10 protein-coding genes are annotated in these 16,442 nt (G+C 70.5%); 7 read left to right on the top strand and 3 right to left on the bottom strand.

All coding sequences use genetic code 11. From position 1 onward, the window contains the following. Positions 1–3 precede the first annotated feature (3 nt). Both C1708_RS23470 and C1708_RS23475 read right to left on the bottom strand, forming a co-directional pair. Complete coding sequence (locus tag C1708_RS23470; protein ID WP_106414520.1) at positions 4–888, bottom strand: phosphatase PAP2 family protein; 885 nt, start codon at positions 886–888, stop codon at positions 4–6. 132 nt (positions 889–1,020) lie between these two features. After that, positions 1,021–2,055, bottom strand: a complete 1,035-nt coding sequence (locus C1708_RS23475; protein WP_106416455.1) for a LacI family DNA-binding transcriptional regulator — start codon at positions 2,053–2,055, stop codon at positions 1,021–1,023. A gap of 419 nt (positions 2,056–2,474) precedes the next feature. Between C1708_RS23475 and C1708_RS23480 the strand changes: the two genes are divergently transcribed. From C1708_RS23480 to C1708_RS23510, 7 genes are all read left to right on the top strand, one after another. Next, positions 2,475–3,746 (top strand): extracellular solute-binding protein, encoded by a 1,272-nt coding sequence (locus C1708_RS23480; protein ID WP_106414521.1) that lies wholly within the window; start codon positions 2,475–2,477, stop codon positions 3,744–3,746. 97 nt (positions 3,747–3,843) lie between these two features. Further along, on the top strand, positions 3,844–4,848 hold the full coding sequence (locus C1708_RS23485; protein WP_106414522.1) for a carbohydrate ABC transporter permease: 1,005 nt from the start codon (positions 3,844–3,846) through the stop codon (positions 4,846–4,848). 13 nt (positions 4,849–4,861) lie between these two features. Continuing rightward, positions 4,862–5,773: a sugar ABC transporter permease gene (locus C1708_RS23490; RefSeq protein WP_106414523.1), complete on the top strand. Its 912-nt coding sequence runs from the start codon at positions 4,862–4,864 to the stop codon at positions 5,771–5,773. A gap of 183 nt (positions 5,774–5,956) precedes the next feature. Further along, positions 5,957–7,648 (top strand): glycoside hydrolase family 13 protein, encoded by a 1,692-nt coding sequence (locus tag C1708_RS23495; protein WP_106414524.1) that lies wholly within the window; start codon positions 5,957–5,959, stop codon positions 7,646–7,648. A gap of 169 nt (positions 7,649–7,817) precedes the next feature. After that, the gene (locus C1708_RS23500) at positions 7,818–9,191 is read left to right on the top strand and encodes an alpha-amylase (protein WP_106414525.1); all 1,374 of its coding nucleotides are present in this window, start codon (positions 7,818–7,820) and stop codon (positions 9,189–9,191) included. A 203-nt stretch (positions 9,192–9,394) separates the two neighbouring features. Further along, positions 9,395–14,833, top strand: a complete 5,439-nt coding sequence (gene pulA / locus C1708_RS23505) for a pullulanase-type alpha-1,6-glucosidase (RefSeq protein WP_106414526.1) — start codon at positions 9,395–9,397, stop codon at positions 14,831–14,833. 55 nt (positions 14,834–14,888) lie between these two features. After that, entirely contained in the window at positions 14,889–15,248 is a 360-nt protein-coding gene (locus C1708_RS23510; RefSeq protein ID WP_106414527.1) for a 5-carboxymethyl-2-hydroxymuconate Delta-isomerase, read from the top strand. A 442-nt stretch (positions 15,249–15,690) separates the two neighbouring features. On the opposite strand, the gene C1708_RS23520 is transcribed toward C1708_RS23510, so the two are convergent. Next, on the bottom strand, positions 15,691–16,386 hold the full coding sequence (locus tag C1708_RS23520) for a TetR/AcrR family transcriptional regulator (protein WP_106414528.1): 696 nt from the start codon (positions 16,384–16,386) through the stop codon (positions 15,691–15,693). Positions 16,387–16,442 lie beyond the last annotated feature (56 nt).

Genomic DNA, 16,442 nt, shown 5'->3' on the forward strand with positions numbered 1-16,442 from the left:
GCGTCAGCCCTGTTTCTGCGAGGGCACGCGCTCCGGGGCCGCCGGCGTTTCCCGTCCCGTCCCGTCGCCCGGCAGCAGCCGGGGGAGGGCGGAGGGGCGGCGGCCGTACCAGGCGTGGGTGACGCCGTAGCCGACGGCGAGGCACAGGACGCCGCCGACCGCGTCCAGCCAGAAGTGGTTGGCGGTGGCGACGATGACCACCAGCGTGGCCACCGGGTAGACGAGCCCCAGCACCCGCACCCACGGCACGGTGGCCAGCGCGAAGAGGGCGATGCCGCACCACAGCGACCAGCCGATGTGCATGGACGGCATCGCCGCGTACTGGTTGGAGACGTTCTTCAGGTCGCCGGAGGCCATCGAGCCCCAGGTCTGGTGGACCAGGACCGTGTCGATGAAGTCCGGGCCGTTCATCAGCCGCGGCGGGGCGAGCGGGAAGAGGTAGAAGCCGACCAGGGCGAAGCCCGTGGTGACGAACAGGACCAGCCGGGTCGCCGCGTACCGGCCGGGGTGTCTGCGGTACAGCCACACCAGCACACCCAGCGTCACCGCGAAGTGCAGGGTGGCGTAGTAGTAGTTCATCCCGACGACGAGCCACGTCACCGAGTTCACCGCGTGGTTGACGGACAGCTCGAAGGCCGCTCCGAGCTGGCTCTCCAGCCGCCAGATCAGGTCGGCGTTGCGCAGCGCCTCGGCCCGCTGCTCCGGCACCGCGTTGCGCACGAGCGAGTACGTGGCGTAACTCACCGCGATGAGCAGGATCTCGAACCACAACCGGGGCCGGCGGGGAGCGCGGAGGCGGCGCAGACGGCCCGCCCCCGCCGTCTCCTCGACGGGGCTCGCTGCGGCCGCCCGACGGCCTTCCAGCGTGGTCACGGTCGAGTCACCCATGGGCACAGAGTCTGCCAGATAAGACCTCTTCGTCAGATCATCCCCCGGTCGGGTCCGGCCCGCACGTCCTGCCCCGGGAGGGAGCCTTCCGTCTCCTCCCCGGGCAGGGCGCGCCGGCGCCCGCCCTCCGCCCTAGGGACGATGGCGGTCCCCGGGCGCCGACGCCGTCGAACCGCGCACCACCAGCTCGGGCATGAACACGAACTCGCTGTGCGGCGCGGGCGTTCCGCCGATCTCCTCCAGCAGGGTGCGCACCGCCGCCTGCCCCATCGCCGGGACCGGCTTGCGGACCGTGGTCAGCGGCGGGTCGGTGAACGCGATCAGCGGCGAGTCGTCGAAGCCGACCACCGAGATGTCGCCCGGCACCTCGAGCCCGCGCTGCCGGGCCGCCCGGATCGCGCCCAGCGCCATCATGTCGCTCGCGCACACCACGGCCGTGCAGTCCCGGTCCATCAGCGCGCTGGCCGCGGCCTGTCCGCCCTCCAGCGTGTACAGCGAGTGCTGGATCAGCTCCGTCTCGACCGTCTCCGCGCTCAGTCCCGACTGTTCCTGCACGGCCCGGACGAAGCCCTCTATCTTGCGCTGCACCGGCACGAACCGCTTCGGCCCGAGCGCCAGCCCGATCCGGGTGTGGCCGAGGGACGCGAGGTGGGTGACGGCCAGCGCCATCGCGGCCCGGTCGTCGGGGGAGATGAACGGCGCCTGCACCTTCGGCGAGAAACCGTCCACGAGCACGAACGGCACGCCCTGCGCCCGCAGCCGCTCGTAGCGCTGCATGTCGGCGGTGGTGTCGGCGTGCAGTCCGGAGACGTAGATGATGCCGGCGACCCCGCGGTCCACGAGCATCTCGGTCAGCTCGTCCTCGGTGGACCCGCCGGGGGTCTGGGTGGCGAGCACCGGGGTGTAGCCCTGCCGGGTCAGCGCCTGCCCGATCACCTGGGCCAGCGCCGGGAAGATCGGGTTCTCCAGCTCGGGCGTGATGAGCCCGACGAGACCCTCGCTGCGCTGCCGCAGCCGCACCGGGCGCTCGTAGCCCAGCACGTCCAGGGCGGCGAGCACGGACTGGCGGGTGGTGGCGGCGACGCCCGGCTTCCCGTTCAGGACCCGGCTGACGGTCGCCTCGCTCACCCCCGCCTGAGCAGCGATGTCAGCAAGCCGTGTGGTCACAGGACCGGACTGTATCTGCCGGTTGTCGCCCTGCGCACCGATCGGACGCCTGGTGCGCGCCGTGGGACGGCCCGTGGTGGGCTGCTGGCTCATCGCGATCCCTCAAGTCGTGGTCGGCGTCCGCTCCGCAACGGATGATTCCCCCGACGGCAACGGATGGCAAGTGCTTGCAGAGTCTTGCACAACCGTCCGAACCCCCGGCGTACGGGCGGAAAGCAGGGTTGCGCGACGGTCGAGAACGGGTCACGGCACCATAACTGTCGCGGGCTCTTGCAAAACTTTTCTGCAAGGTCTTTCGGAAATGTTCCGGCGCTGTTACGTTCACGTCGCCCGGCCGCCGCAACGGCGCAGTCGGCACCTCGCGGGACGGCAGACGGGGCCGTTCCCGCCTCACGGGCTTAACCCTCAAGGAGAACCTCATGCGGCGTGGCATAGCGGCCACCGCGCTGGTGGCGTCCCTCGCCCTCGCGGCGACGGCCTGCGGCGGCGACAGCGACAGCGGTGACAAGGCCGGCGGCCCGGTCACCATCACCTGGTGGGACACCTCCAACGCGACCAACGAGGCGCCGACCTACCAGGCCCTGGTCAAGGAGTTCGAGGCCGCCAACAAGGACATCAAGGTCAACTTCGTCAACGTCCCGTTCGACCAGGCGCAGAACAAGTTCGACACCGCCGCCGGTTCCAAGGGCGCCCCCGACGTGCTGCGCTCCGAGGTCGGCTGGACCCCCGCCTTCGCCAAGAAGGGCTTCTTCCTGCCCCTGGACGGCACCGAGGCCCTCGCCGAGCAGGACGAGTTCAAGCCCAACCTGCTCGAGCAGGCCAAGTACGAGGGCAAGACCTACGGCGTCCCGTTCACCACGGACACCCTCGCGTTCGTCTACAACAAGGAGCTCTTCGCCAAGGCCGGCGTCGAGGTCCCCAAGACCTGGGACGACCTGAAGAAGGCCGCCGCCACCATCAAGACGAAGACCGGCGTCGACGGCTACTGGGGCTCCACGGCCGGCTACTACGCCCAGCCGTTCCTGTACGGCGAGGGCACCGACACGGTCGACGTCGAGGCCAAGAAGATCACCGTCAAGTCCGCCGCGGCCGAGAAGGCCTACGGCACCTGGCTGAGCCTCTTCGAGGGCAAGGGCCTGCACAAGGCCGACGTGACCGCCGACGCCTACGCCCACATCCAGGACGCGTTCGTCAACGGCAAGGTCGCCTCGATCATCCAGGGCCCGTGGGAGATCACCAACTTCTACAAGGGCTCCGCCTTCAAGGACAGGAACAACCTCGGCATCGCCACCGTCCCGGCCGGCTCCACCGGCAAGGCGGGCGCCCCCACCGGCGGTCACAACCTCTCCGTCTACGCCGGCTCCAGCAAGGAGAAGCAGGAGGCCGCGCTGAAGTTCGTGAAGTTCATGACCTCGGCCGGGGCGCAGGAGACCATCGCGCTGAAGAACTCCACGCTGCCGACGCGCGACGACGCCTACACCGCCAAGGTCAAGACCGACCCGGGCATCGCCGGCTACCAGACGGTCCTCTCGGCCGCCCAGCCGCGTCCGGCGCTGCCCGAGTACAGCTCCCTGTGGGGCCCGCTGGACGACGAACTGCCGCAGATCGCCAGCGGCAAGGAGTCCCTGGACAAGGGCCTGAGCGACGCGGAGGCCGCCATCACCAAGCTGGTGCCGGACTTCAGCAAGTAATGCCCGCGTGGCCGCCGGACCCGCTTCCAGGAGGGGAGGGCCCGGCGGCCGCCGGCCTGTGAGCCGTACTCCTTGATCATCCAGAAGGTGCCGAACCATGACAGTCGCCATCGACCGCGCGACCGGCAAGCGCCGCGGTGACCGCGCGCCCCGCCCCGGGCCGGGCCAGCGCCTGAAGCAGTCCTACCAGAAGCACTGGTACGCCTACGCCATGATCGCGCCGGTGGCCGTCGTGCTCGGCGTCATCGTCCTGTACCCCCTGGGTTACGGCTTCTACCTCACGCTCACCGACGCGGACAGCCTCAACTCGGCGCGCACCATCGGCGTCAACGAGATCGAGGCCACCTACAAGTTCATCGGCCTCGACAACTACGCCGAGATCCTGTGGGGCGAGACCGCCTACGACCGCTTCTGGTCGCACTTCATCTGGACGGTCGTGTGGACGGCCGCCTGCGTCGCCCTCCACTACGGCATCGGTCTGGGCCTCGCGCTGCTGCTCAACCAGAAGCTGCGCGGCCGCACCCTCTACCGGCTGATCCTCATCCTGCCGTGGGCCGTGCCGACCTTCGTCACCGTCTTCGGCTGGCGCTTCATGCTCGCCGACGCCGGCATCATCAACTCCGGCCTCGACTTCCTCGGCCTGCCCACCCCGGCCTGGCTGGAGGACTCCTTCTGGCAGCGGTTCGCCGCCATCATGGTCAACACCTGGTGCGGTGTGCCGTTCATGATGGTCTCCCTGCTCGGCGGCCTGCAGTCCATCGACAGCACCCTCTACGAGGCCGCCGAGATGGACGGCGCGAGCGCCTGGCAGCGGTTCCGCCACGTCACCCTGCCCGGCCTGCGCTCGGTCAGCTCCACCGTGGTGCTGCTCGGCGTCATCTGGACGTTCAACCAGTTCGCGATCATCTTCCTGCTGTTCGGCAACACCGCCCCGGACGCGCAGATCCTCGTGACCTGGGCCTACCAGCTCGGCTTCGGGCAGCAGCCGCGCGAGTTCGCCGAGTCCGCGGCCTACGGCATGCTGCTGCTGGCCATCCTGATCGTCTTCACGTCCTTCTACCGCCGCTGGCTGAACCGCAACGACCAGCAGCTCGCGATCTGAGGCGGGAGTCTTCATGAGCACCTCGACCCTCCCCACCGCCGAGGCCGGCCGGCCCGCCGGCGCGGTGCCCGCCGCGCCCCGCAAGGGCCGCCGGCGCGGTGAGGTCAGCCCCCTGGGCCGTCTCACCTCCCACGGCATCCTGATCGTGGCCAGCCTGATCGCGCTGTTCCCGGTCGCCTGGCTGGTGTTCCTGTCCCTCGGCCCCGACAAGGACGACTATCTGCGTCCCGGCGGGATCTGGGGCAAAATGACACTGGACAACTACTCGTTCGTGCTGCAGAACACGAACTTCTTCGACTGGCTGAAGAGCTCGCTGATCGTGTCGCTCGGCACGACGGTCATCGGCGTCCTGGTCGCCGCCACCACCGGTTACGCGGTCTCCCGCATGCGCTTCCCGGGCTACAGGAAGTTCATGTGGGTGCTGCTGGTCACCCAGATGTTCCCGGTGGCCGTGCTGATGGTGCCGATGTACCAGATCCTGTCGGACCTGCAGCTCATCGACAGCTACCTCGGCCTGATCCTCGTGTACTGCTCCACGGCGGTGCCGTACTGCGCCTGGCTGATGAAGGGCTATTTCGACACCATCCCGTTCGAGATCGACGAGGCGGGACGCGTCGACGGACTGACCCCGTTCGGCACGTTCGCGCGGCTGATCCTGCCGCTCGCCAAGCCGGGACTCGCGGTCGCCGCGTTCTACAGCTTCATCACCGCGTTCGGCGAGGTCGCCTTCGCCACGACGTTCATGCTCGACGACAAGAAGTACACGCTGGCGGTGGGTCTGCAGAGTTTCGTGAGTGAGCACGATGCTCAGCGGAATCTGATGGCCGCGACGGCTGTGCTGATCGCGATACCTGTGTCCGCGTTCTTCTATCTCGTGCAGAAGAACCTCGTCGCCGGTCTCACGGCCGGTGGCACCAAGGGGTAACGCCGTTCGGGGTGACTGCCGCCGGCCGGCTGCGGCTTCGTCGTGGCTGGTCGCGCAGTTCCCCGCGCCCCTTCCCGGGTCCGAGGCGGCCGCGTGGCCATCCGACCCCGCTGTCATCGCGGCCGCCTCGTTTCGCCGCCCGCCCCCACTCGCTTCCCTGCCCGAACTCGTATCAAGGACGACATGAGCCAGCACTCCGCCGCCCCGGCCCCGACCCCCACGACCGACTCGGCCGTCGCCACCGTCGCGCGGCGCCGTGACTGGTGGCGGGACGCGGTGATCTACCAGGTGTACCCGCGCAGCTTCGCCGACAGCAACGGCGACGGCATGGGCGACCTGGAAGGCATCCGCTCCCGTCTGCCGTACCTGCGCGATCTCGGTGTGGACGCCGTGTGGCTGAGCCCCTTCTACGCCTCCCCGCAGGCCGACGCCGGTTACGACGTCGCCGACTACCGCGCCGTCGACCCGATGTTCGGCACCCTGCTGGACGCGGACGCGCTGATCCGCGACGCCCACGCGCTGGGCCTGCGGATCATCGTCGACCTGGTGCCCAACCACTCCTCCGACCAGCACGAGTGGTTCAAGCGCGCCCTCGCCGAGGGCCCCGGCTCGCCGCTGCGCGAGCGCTACCACTTCCGCCCCGGCAAGGGCGAGAACGGCGAGCTCCCGCCCAACGACTGGGAGTCGATCTTCGGCGGCCCCGCCTGGACCCGGGTCACCGAGCCCGACGGCACGCCCGGCGAGTGGTACCTGCACCTCTTCGCGCCCGAGCAGCCCGACTTCAACTGGGAGCACCCGGCGGTCGGCGACGAGTTCCGCTCCATCCTGCGCTTCTGGCTGGACATGGGCGTGGACGGCTTCCGCATCGACGTCGCCCACGGCATGGTGAAGGCCGAGGGACTGCCCGACCTGGGCTCCCACGACGAGCTGCGGATGCTGGGCAACGATGTCACCCCGTTCTTCGACCAGGACGGCGTGCACGACATCTACCGGCAGTGGCGTCTGATCCTCGACGAGTACTCCGGTGAGAGGATCTTCGTCGCCGAGGCGTGGACGCCGACCGTGGAGCGCACCGCCAACTACGTCCGCCCGGACGAGCTGCACCAGGCGTTCAACTTCCAGTACCTGGCGAGCCACTGGGACGCGGCGGAGCTGCGCGAGGTCATCGACCGCACCCTGGACTCGATGCGCCCGGTCGGGGCCCCGGCCACCTGGGTGCTCTCCAACCACGACGTCACCCGGCACGCCACCCGCTTCGCCAACCCGCCCGGCCTCGGCACCCAGATCCGTGAGGCCGGCGACCGTGAGCTGGGCCTGCGCCGCGCCCGCGCGGCGACGCTGCTGATGCTGGCGCTGCCCGGCTCGGCCTACGTCTACCAGGGCGAGGAGCTGGGCCTGCCGGACGTCGTGGACCTGCCGGACGAGGTGCGCCAGGACCCGGCGTACTTCCGGGGCGCGGGCCAGGACGGCTACCGCGACGGCTGCCGGGTGCCGATCCCGTGGACCCGCGAGGGGTCGTCGTACGGCTTCGGCGACGGCGGCAGCTGGCTGCCGCAGCCGGAGGGCTGGGGCGAGCTGAGCGTCGAGGCGCAGACCGGCCGGCCGGGCTCGACCCTGGAGATGTACCGCTCGGCGCTGGCGGTGCGCCGGGAGCAGGCGGACCTGGGCGCGGGCGACGCGGTGGAGTGGCTGGCCACGCCCGAGGGCGTGCTCGCCTTCCGGCGCGGGGACTTCGTGTGCGTCGCCAACACCACGGGTGAGCCGGTGACCGTGCCCGCGTACGGGCGGGTGCTGATCACCAGCGGCGAGGTGGAGGAGAAGGGCGGCGAGGCCGTCGTCGGGGCCGACACGACCGTGTGGTGGACGACGGCCTGACGGTCGTACGCCCCGCAACTTTTTTCCTTCAAGTTGGTACGGCCCGCTGCCCTTTCGGGTGGCGGGCCTCTAACATCTGCGTTGCCGCAAGGTTGCTGAACCTTTCTGCAAGAAGCTTCAAGCAGCCTCGCCGGTATCCCCACACCCTTCGATGAAGAAGGAACCCCACATGGCACGCAGAACCCTCGCCGGGATCGCCGCCCTCGCGGCCGCCTCGGTTGTCATGACCCCGACGGCGGCGGAGGCCTCCCCGCCCGGCACCAAGGACGTCACGGCCGTCCTCTTCGAGTGGAACTTCGCCTCGGTCGCCCGTGAGTGCACCACCACCCTCGGCCCCGCGGGCTACGGCTACGTGCAGGTCTCCCCGCCCGCCGAGCACATACAGGGCTCCCAGTGGTGGACCTCGTACCAGCCGGTGAGCTACAGGATCGCCGGACGCCTCGGTGACCGCGCCGCCTTCAAGAACATGGTGGACACGTGTCACGCGGCCGGCGTGAAGGTCGTCGCCGACACCGTCATCAACCACATGTCCGCCGGCAACGGCACGGGCACCGGCGGCTCGTCGTACACGAAGTACGACTATCCGGGCCTGTACTCCTCCCACGACTTCGACAACTGCACCTCGGAGATCAACAACTACGGCGACCGCTGGAACGTCCAGAACTGCGAACTGGTCGGCCTGGCCGACCTCGACACCGGCGAGGAGTACGTCCGCAGGACCATCGCCGGGTACATGAACGACCTGCTCTCCCTCGGCGTGGACGGCTTCCGCATCGACGCGGCCAAGCACATCCCCGCCGCCGACCTCGCCAACATCAAGTCGCGCCTGACCAACCCCTCCGCCTACTGGAAGCAGGAGGTCATCCACGGCGCCGGCGAAGCCGTCCAGCCCACCGAGTACACCGGCACCGGCGACGTCCAGGAGTTCCGCTACGCCTACGACCTCAAGCGGGTCTTCCACAACGAGAACCTCGCCTACCTGAAGAACTACGGCGAGGGCTGGGGCTACCTGAGGAGCGGCTCCGCCGGCGTCTTCGTCGACAACCACGACACCGAGCGCAACGGCTCCACGCTCAGCTACAAGGACAACGCCGCCTACACCCTGGCCAACGTCTTCATGCTGGCCTGGCCCTACGGCGCCCCGGACATCAACTCCGGCTACGAGTTCACGAACCACGACGCCGGACCGCCCAACGGCGGCCGGGTGGACGCCTGCTGGCAGAGCGGCTGGAAGTGCCAGCACAACTGGCCCGAGATCAGGTCCATGGTCGGCTTCCGCAACGCCACCCGCGGCCAGGCCGTCACCGACTGGTGGGACAACGGCGGCGACGCCATCGCCTTCGGCCGGGGCGGCAAGGGCTTCGTGGCGATCAACCACGAGTCCGGCTCCCTGACCCGCACCTACCAGACCTCCCTCCCGGCGGGCACGTACTGCGACGTGCAGAGCGGCAAGCCGGTGACGGTGAACGGTTCGGGACAGCTCACCGCGACGCTGGGCGCCCGCACGGCCCTCGCCGTGTACGCGGGCAAGTCGTCCTGCTGAATCCCCGCCGGTCGCGCCGCCGTTCACGGCCGGTGGTGCGACCGGCATTCCCGTGCAATTCCTTTCCGGTGCTTTCACAACCCTTGCTGTAAGGCTTTCAACGACGGTACGGTCACGCCGACGCTCCGGTGATGTGGCCGAAACAACCCCTGCCGGGGCGTGGGGTCGGACCCAATGAGCCGTAAGCGCAAGGAGTTCACGCCTTGATACCCAGATGGCCCGCGTCCCCGGGGCGCCGCACCGCGAGAGGCCGCCGCGTCGCCGCCGTCACGGTGGCCGCGCTCGCCGCAGCGCTGGTGCAGCCGGTCGCCGCCCGAGCCGCCACCCCGCCCGCGCCCCCGTCGGACGCGAAGCTCGCCGCCTCCCCGGCGCGGCACGACCTGACGCGGGAGCAGTTCTACTTCGTCCTGCCGGACCGTTTCGCCAACGGGGACACGAGGAACGACCGGGGCGGACTGACCGGTTCGCGCCTCACCCACGGGTACGACCCCACCGACAAGGGCTTCTACCAGGGCGGCGACCTCAAGGGCCTCACCCAGAAGCTCGACTACATCAAGGGGCTCGGCACCACCGCCATCTGGATGGCGCCGATCTTCAAGAACCAGCCCGTGCAGGGGACCGGCAAGGACGCCTCCGCCGGCTACCACGGGTACTGGATCACCGACTTCACCCAGGTCGACCCGCACTTCGGGACCAACGAGGACCTCGAGACCCTCATCGACAAGGCCCACGCCAAGGGCATGAAGGTCTTCTTCGACGTCATCACCAACCACACCGCCGACGTCATCGACTACGAGGAGAAGTCCTACGACTACCTCTCCAAGGGCGCCTTCCCGTACCTGACGAAGGACGGCGTGCCCTTCGACGACGCCGACTACGCGGACGGCGCGAAGAGGTTCCCGCGCGTGGACGCCGGCACCTTCCCGCGCACCCCCGTGGTGCCCGCCGCGAAGAAGCGGCTCAAGGTGCCGTCCTGGCTCAACGACCCGGCGATGTACCACAACCGCGGCGACTCCACCTTCGCCGGCGAGTCCTCCGAGTACGGCGACTTCTCCGGGCTCGACGACCTGTGGACCGAGCGTCCCGAGGTCGTCGACGGCATGGAGAAGATCTACCAGCGGTGGGTGAAGGACTTCGACATCGACGGCTTCCGGATCGACACCGTGAAGCACGTCAACATGGAGTTCTGGACCCAGTGGGCCACCGCCCTCGACGCCTACGCGGCGAAGCGCGGCCGGGACGACTTCTTCATGTTCGGCGAGGTGTACTCCTCCGACACGGACGTCACCGCCCCCTACGTCACGCAGGGCCGGCTCGACGCCACCCTCGACTTCCCCTTCCAGGAGGCGGCCCGCTCCTACGCCTCCCAGGGCGGCAGCGCCCAGAAGCTCGCCTCCGTCTTCGGTGACGACTACAAGTACACGACCGGCAGGGCCAACGCGTACGAGCAGGTCACCTTCCTCGGCAACCACGACATGGGCCGCGTGGGGACGTTCCTGAAGCAGGACAACCCGGAGGCGTCCGACGCGGAGCTGCTGAAGCGGGACATGCTCGCCAACGAGCTGATGTTCCTCAGCCGCGGCAACCCGGTCGTCTACTACGGCGACGAGCAGGGCTTCACCGGCGCCGGCGGCGACAAGGACGCCCGCCAGACCCTCTTCGCGTCCCGCACCGCCGACTACCTCGACGACGACCTGATCGGCACCGGCCGCACCCACGCCGAGGACGCCTACGACACCCGCTCCCCGCTCTACCGGCAGATCAGCGCCCTCGCCGAGCTCCGCAGGGCGCACCCCGCGCTGACCGACGGCATCCAGCAGGAGCGGTACGCCGACGACGGCCCCGGCGTCTACGCCTTCTCCCGCACCGCCACCGGCAAGGACACCACCGAGTACGTCGTCGCCTTCAACAACGCCGACGAGTCCAAGCAGGCCACCTTCGCCACCGGCTCCGCCCGGACGACCTTCAAGGGCATCCACGGCACCGACGCGACCGTGCGCAGCGACGCCGACCGGAAGATCACCGTCTCCGTCCCGGCCCGCTCGGCGATCGTCCTGAAGGCCGCCGCCCCGCTCGGCAAGCCCGAGGCGAAGCCCGCGCTCACCCTGAAGGCCCCCGAGGCGGGCGCCACCGGCACCGTCGAGCTGAGCGCCGACGTCCGGGGGGGTCAGCTCAACCGGGTCGTCTTCGCCGCCCAGGCGGGCAACGGTGAGTGGCAGACGCTCGGCTCCGCCGACCACGCCCCCTACAAGGTCACCCACACCATCGGCGCGGACGTCCCCGCCGGCACCGCCCTGCGGTACAAGGCCGTCGTGATCGACTCGGCCGGCCGCACCGCGAGCGCCCTGGCCGCCTCCAGCGCCGGCGCCCCGCCGGCCGAGGAGGAGCCCACCGCCGCCTCCCGCGACTACGCGATCGTCCACTACCAGCGCCCCGACGGCGACTACGACGACTGGAGCCTGTACGCCTGGGGCGACCTCGCGGACGGCGAGGCCACCGAGTGGCCGGCGGGCCACGCCTTCACCGGCCGCGACGCCTACGGCGCCTTCGCCTGGGTCAAGCTGAAGCCGGGCGCCTCCGACGTCGGCTTCCTGGTGGTCGACAAGGACGGCGACAAGGACGTCGCCACCGACCGCACCATCGACGTGACCCGCACCGGCGAGGTCTGGATCAGGCAGGGCGACGACACCGTCACCACCGAGCGGCCCGAGTACCCGGCGCAGGACACCACCAAGGCCGTCCTGCACTACCACCGCGCCGACGGGAACTACGAGGGCTGGGGGCTGCACACCTGGACCGGCGCCGCGAACCCCACCGACTGGTCGAAGCCCCTGGAACCGGTGGAGACTGATGCCTATGGCGCTGTCTTCGAGGTGCCGCTCGCCGAGGGTGCCACCAGTCTCAGCTACATCCTCCACAAGGGCGACGAGAAGGACCTCCCCTCCGACCAGTCGCTCGACCTCAGGGCGAACGGCCACGAGGTGTGGCTGGTGAGCGGGCAGGAGGAGTACCTGCTGCCCCAGCCCGCCGGGTCCGCGGCCGCCCTCGACCTGACCACCTCCAAGGCGGTCTGGATCGACCGCTCCACCCTCGTCTGGGACGGCTCCGCCGCGGCCGCCTCCACCCAGCTCCTCGCCTCCCGCACCGGCTCGGTCGCGGTCAGGGACGGGAAGCTGGACACGGGCGACGCCCGCTGGCTCCGCCTGACGAAGTCGGCCCTCACCGACGCCCAGAAAACGGAGTTCCCCCACCTCGCCGACGGCACCGCCTGGACCGTCGACCCGCGCGACCGCGACCGGGTCCGCGAGGCCCTGCGCGGCCAGGTCGTCGCCACCCAGCGTGCCGCTGGGGGTACCTCCCAGGCTTTCGGCACTGGGGGAGGCGCCGTGCTCGCCGCCACCGGCGTGCAGATCGCCGGCGTCCTCGACGACCTCTACGCCGCCGGCGCCACCAAGGCGCGGCTCGGCCCGGTGTTCCGCCACAGTCGGCCCACCCTGTCGGTCTGGGCGCCGACCGCGCGGAAGGTCGCCCTGGAGATCGGCGGCCGTACCGTCGCCATGCGCCGCGACGACGCCACCGGCGTCTGGTCCGTCACCGGCCCCGCCTCCTGGAAGGGCGAGGCGTACCGGTACGCGGTCACCGTGTGGGCGCCCGCCGCGGGCGAGGTCGTCACCAACAAGGTCACCGACCCCTACGCGACGGCCCTCACCACCGACTCCGAGCGCAGCCTCGTCGTCGACCTCGCCGACCGGTCCCTGAAGCCGCGCGGCTGGGAGAGCTACACCAAGCCGAAGGCGGTGCCGCTGAAGGACGCGCAGATCCAGGAGCTGCACATCCGCGACTTCTCCGTCGAGGACCGCACGGCGAAGCACCGGGGCACCTACCTGGCCTTCACCGACAAGGACAGCGACGGCAGCAGGCACCTGCGGAAGCTGGCGCAGGCCGGCACGTCGTACGTGCACCTGCTGCCCGCCTTCGACATCGCCACCATCCCCGAGCGGAAGTCGGACCAGGCGACCGTCGACTGCGACCTCGCCTCCTACCCGGCCGGCTCCGAGAAGCAGCAGGAGTGCGTCGCCAAGGCCGCCGCGAAGGACGCCTACAACTGGGGCTACGACCCGTACCACTACACCGTCCCCGAGGGCTCCTACGCCACCGACCCGGACGGCACCGCCCGCACGGCCGAGTTCCGCGAGATGGTCAAGGCGCTCAACGAGGACGGCCTGCGCGTGGTGATGGACGTGGTCTACAACCACACCGCCGCCCACGGTCAGGCGAAGACCTCCGTGCTGGACCGGATCGTCCCCGGCTACTACCAGCGACTCCTCGCCGACGGCTCCGTCGCCGACAGCACCTGCTGCTCCAACACGGCTCCCGAGAACGCCATGATGGGCAAGCTGGTCGTCGACTCGGTCGTCACCTGGGCCAAGGAGTACAAGGTCGACGGCTTCCGCTTCGACCTCATGGGCCACCACCCGAAGGCCAACATCCTCGCCGTCCGCAAGGCCCTCGACGCCCTCACCCTGACGAAGGACGGTGTCGACGGCAAGAAGATCATCCTGTACGGCGAGGGCTGGAACTTCGGCGAGATCGCCGACGACGCCCGCTTCGAGCAGGCCACGCAGCAGAACATGGTCGGCACCGGCATCGCCACCTTCTCCGACCGGGCCCGCGACGCCGTGCGCGGCGGCGGCCCCTTCGACGAGGACCCCGGCGTGCAGGGCTTCGCCTCCGGCCTCTACACCGACCCCAACTCCTCGGCGGCCAACGGCACCCCGGCCGAGCAGAAGGCCCGGCTGCTGCACTACCAGGACCTGATCAAGGTGGGCCTGAGCGGCAACCTCGCCGACTACACCTTCACCGACACCAGCGGCAAGCGGGTCAAGGGCTCCCAGGTCGACTACAACGGCGCCCCCGCCGGCTACGCGGCCGCCCCCGGCGACGCCCTCGCCTACGCGGACGCGCACGACAACGAGACGCTGTTCGACGCGCTCGCCTTCAAGCTGCCGAAGGACACCCCGGCCGCGGACCGGGCCCGCATGCAGGTCCTCGCCATGGCGACCGCCGCCCTCTCCCAGGGTCCGGCGCTCTCCCAGGCGGGCACCGACCTGCTGCGCTCCAAGTCCCTGGACCGCAACTCCTACGACAGCGGCGACTGGTTCAACGCCATCCACTGGAACTGCGCGGACGGCAACGGCATGGGCCGCGGTCTGCCGCCGGCCGCCGACAACCAGGACAAGTGGCCGTACGCCGAGCCGCTGCTCGGCTCGGTCACCGTGGGCTGCCCGCAGATCGAGGGCGCCTCGGCCGCCTACCGGGACCTGCTGCGGATCCGTACGACGGAGAAGGCGTTCTCCCTCGGCACGGCGGAGCAGGTGCAGTCCCGGCTGTCGTTCCCGCTGTCCGGCGAGGACGAGACGCCCGGCGTGATCACCATGAAGCTGGGCGACCTGGTCGTGGTCTTCAACGCCACGCCCGAGCGGCAGCAGCAGCGCGTCGCGGCGCTCGCCGGGACCGGACACCGCCTGCACCCGGTGCAGGCCGAGGGCGGGGACGCGGTCGTGAAGACCTCGTCGTACGCCGAGGCGACCGGCACGTTCACCGTGCCGGCCCGCACGGTCGCGGTGTTCACCGCCGGATGACCGGCTGACCGGCTGCGGCTAGGGTGGGCCCTCCTGACCTGCACCAGGAGGGCCCATGCCGCAGATCACCGTCGACTACTCGGACAACCTGGCGGACGGTTTCGACCGGCCCGCCTTCGCGCGGGACCTGCACTCCGCCGTCGTGGAGATCGCTGCGGCGAAACCGCCCGCGTGCAAGACGCGGTTCCGGCGCACCGAGGACCCGGTGGTCGGCCCCGACACCGACGGGCACGCCCTGGTGCACGTCCACATCGCCCTGCTGGCCGGCCGCACCGACGAGACCAAGGCCCGGCTCACCGAGACGGTCCTGGACCTGCTGCGGCAGTACGTGAAGCCGTCCGGCGGGCGGATGCTGCACGCCTCCGCCGAGATCCGCGACCTCGACCCGTCCTACCGGAAGTACGAGGGGGAGTAGCGGGCGGTCACGACAGGCCGTCGCGGTACAGCCACGCCGGCCGCACCGGGACGCCGTCCTCGGCGACCTCCCCGCCCGGCGCCGGCGGAGGCTTCCGCGGCGGTTCCTCCCGCGCCGGCTCGGGCGCCCGGGAGGCGCGGGGTCCTCCTCGGCCGCCGGCCCCGGCTCGTGCGGTGCGGCGGAGTCCTCCAGCAGCTCCGCCGCCGTGGACCGGGCGGCGAACGACTGCCACGACCCGTCCACCTCCAGCGGGAACCCGTCGCCGGTGCGCAGCAGGCGACGGCGCTCCGGGCTCAGCGGATGCGCGGGGGAGTGGACGCGGGCACGCCGTTCCGGCTCCGCCGGCGCCTCCTCCCGCGATCCGGTGACGTGCGTCTCGACGTGCTCGCGCCGGCCCGTGCCGACGGCCGTCTCGACGACCAGCCCCCACGCACGCCCGGGTTCACTCCTCGGCCAGCGAGATCATCCGGGCGGCCAGGTCCGTGAACGGGCCCTCGCCCGGCTCCTGTTTGACCAGTCCCCGCAGCAGCGTGGCGAGTTCCTCGTCCCGGGCGGCGGCGACCGCGGCCAGCGCCGCGAAGTCCTGCACCAGCTTGGTCTCCAGCTCCTCGCGCGGCACCCGCCGCCCGTCCAGCCAGATCAGCGCCGTCGACTCCACGAGCGAGATCCAGGAGCGCACCACCAGCTCCAGCCGCGCCGGCGCCGGGCCCACCACGCCCATGTGCGCCAGCATCTGCTCGTACGCGGCCTGCCGCACCGAGTCGACCAGCGCGTTGGTGGTGGAGGAGCCCACGGCGGGGCCGCCGCGCATCAGGGCGGAGAAGCCGGGGCCGTGCTCCTCCACGAAGTCGAAGAAACGCGCCATCACCCGCCGCAGGCGCGAGCCCAGCGGACCCTCGTGCGGCTCGGCGAACCGGGACGACAGGTCCTCCGCGGCACGCCTCAACGCGGCTTCGTACAGGCTGAGTTTGCCGGGGAAGTAGTGGTAGACGAGCGGGCGCGAGATGCCCGCCCGGGACGCTATCTCGTCGACCGAGACCTGGTCCGGGGAACGTTTGCTGAACAGTTCGAGAGCCACGCCGATCAACTGCTGCCGGCGCTCCTCGACTCCCATCCTCCGACGCACCCCGGTACCCATGCGAACACCTTACCGATCGGTTCCGGCCTCCCACGGGCCGGAGCGGGAACCGGTGT

The organism is Streptomyces sp. DH-12 (genome assembly GCF_002899455.1).
Lineage (GTDB): Bacteria > Actinomycetota > Actinomycetes > Streptomycetales > Streptomycetaceae > Streptomyces.

Coding starts and splice junctions, on each gene's coding strand:
- C1708_RS23470 (WP_106414520.1), bottom strand. CDS start 888: ATGGGTGACTCGACCGTGACCACGCTGGAAGGCCGTCGGGCGGCCGCA.
- C1708_RS23480 (WP_106414521.1), top strand. CDS start 2,475: ATGCGGCGTGGCATAGCGGCCACCGCGCTGGTGGCGTCCCTCGCCCTC.
- C1708_RS23485 (WP_106414522.1), top strand. CDS start 3,844: ATGACAGTCGCCATCGACCGCGCGACCGGCAAGCGCCGCGGTGACCGC.
- C1708_RS23490 (WP_106414523.1), top strand. CDS start 4,862: ATGAGCACCTCGACCCTCCCCACCGCCGAGGCCGGCCGGCCCGCCGGC.
- C1708_RS23495 (WP_106414524.1), top strand. CDS start 5,957: ATGAGCCAGCACTCCGCCGCCCCGGCCCCGACCCCCACGACCGACTCG.
- C1708_RS23500 (WP_106414525.1), top strand. CDS start 7,818: ATGGCACGCAGAACCCTCGCCGGGATCGCCGCCCTCGCGGCCGCCTCG.
- C1708_RS23510 (WP_106414527.1), top strand. CDS start 14,889: ATGCCGCAGATCACCGTCGACTACTCGGACAACCTGGCGGACGGTTTC.
- C1708_RS23520 (WP_106414528.1), bottom strand. CDS start 16,386: ATGGGTACCGGGGTGCGTCGGAGGATGGGAGTCGAGGAGCGCCGGCAG.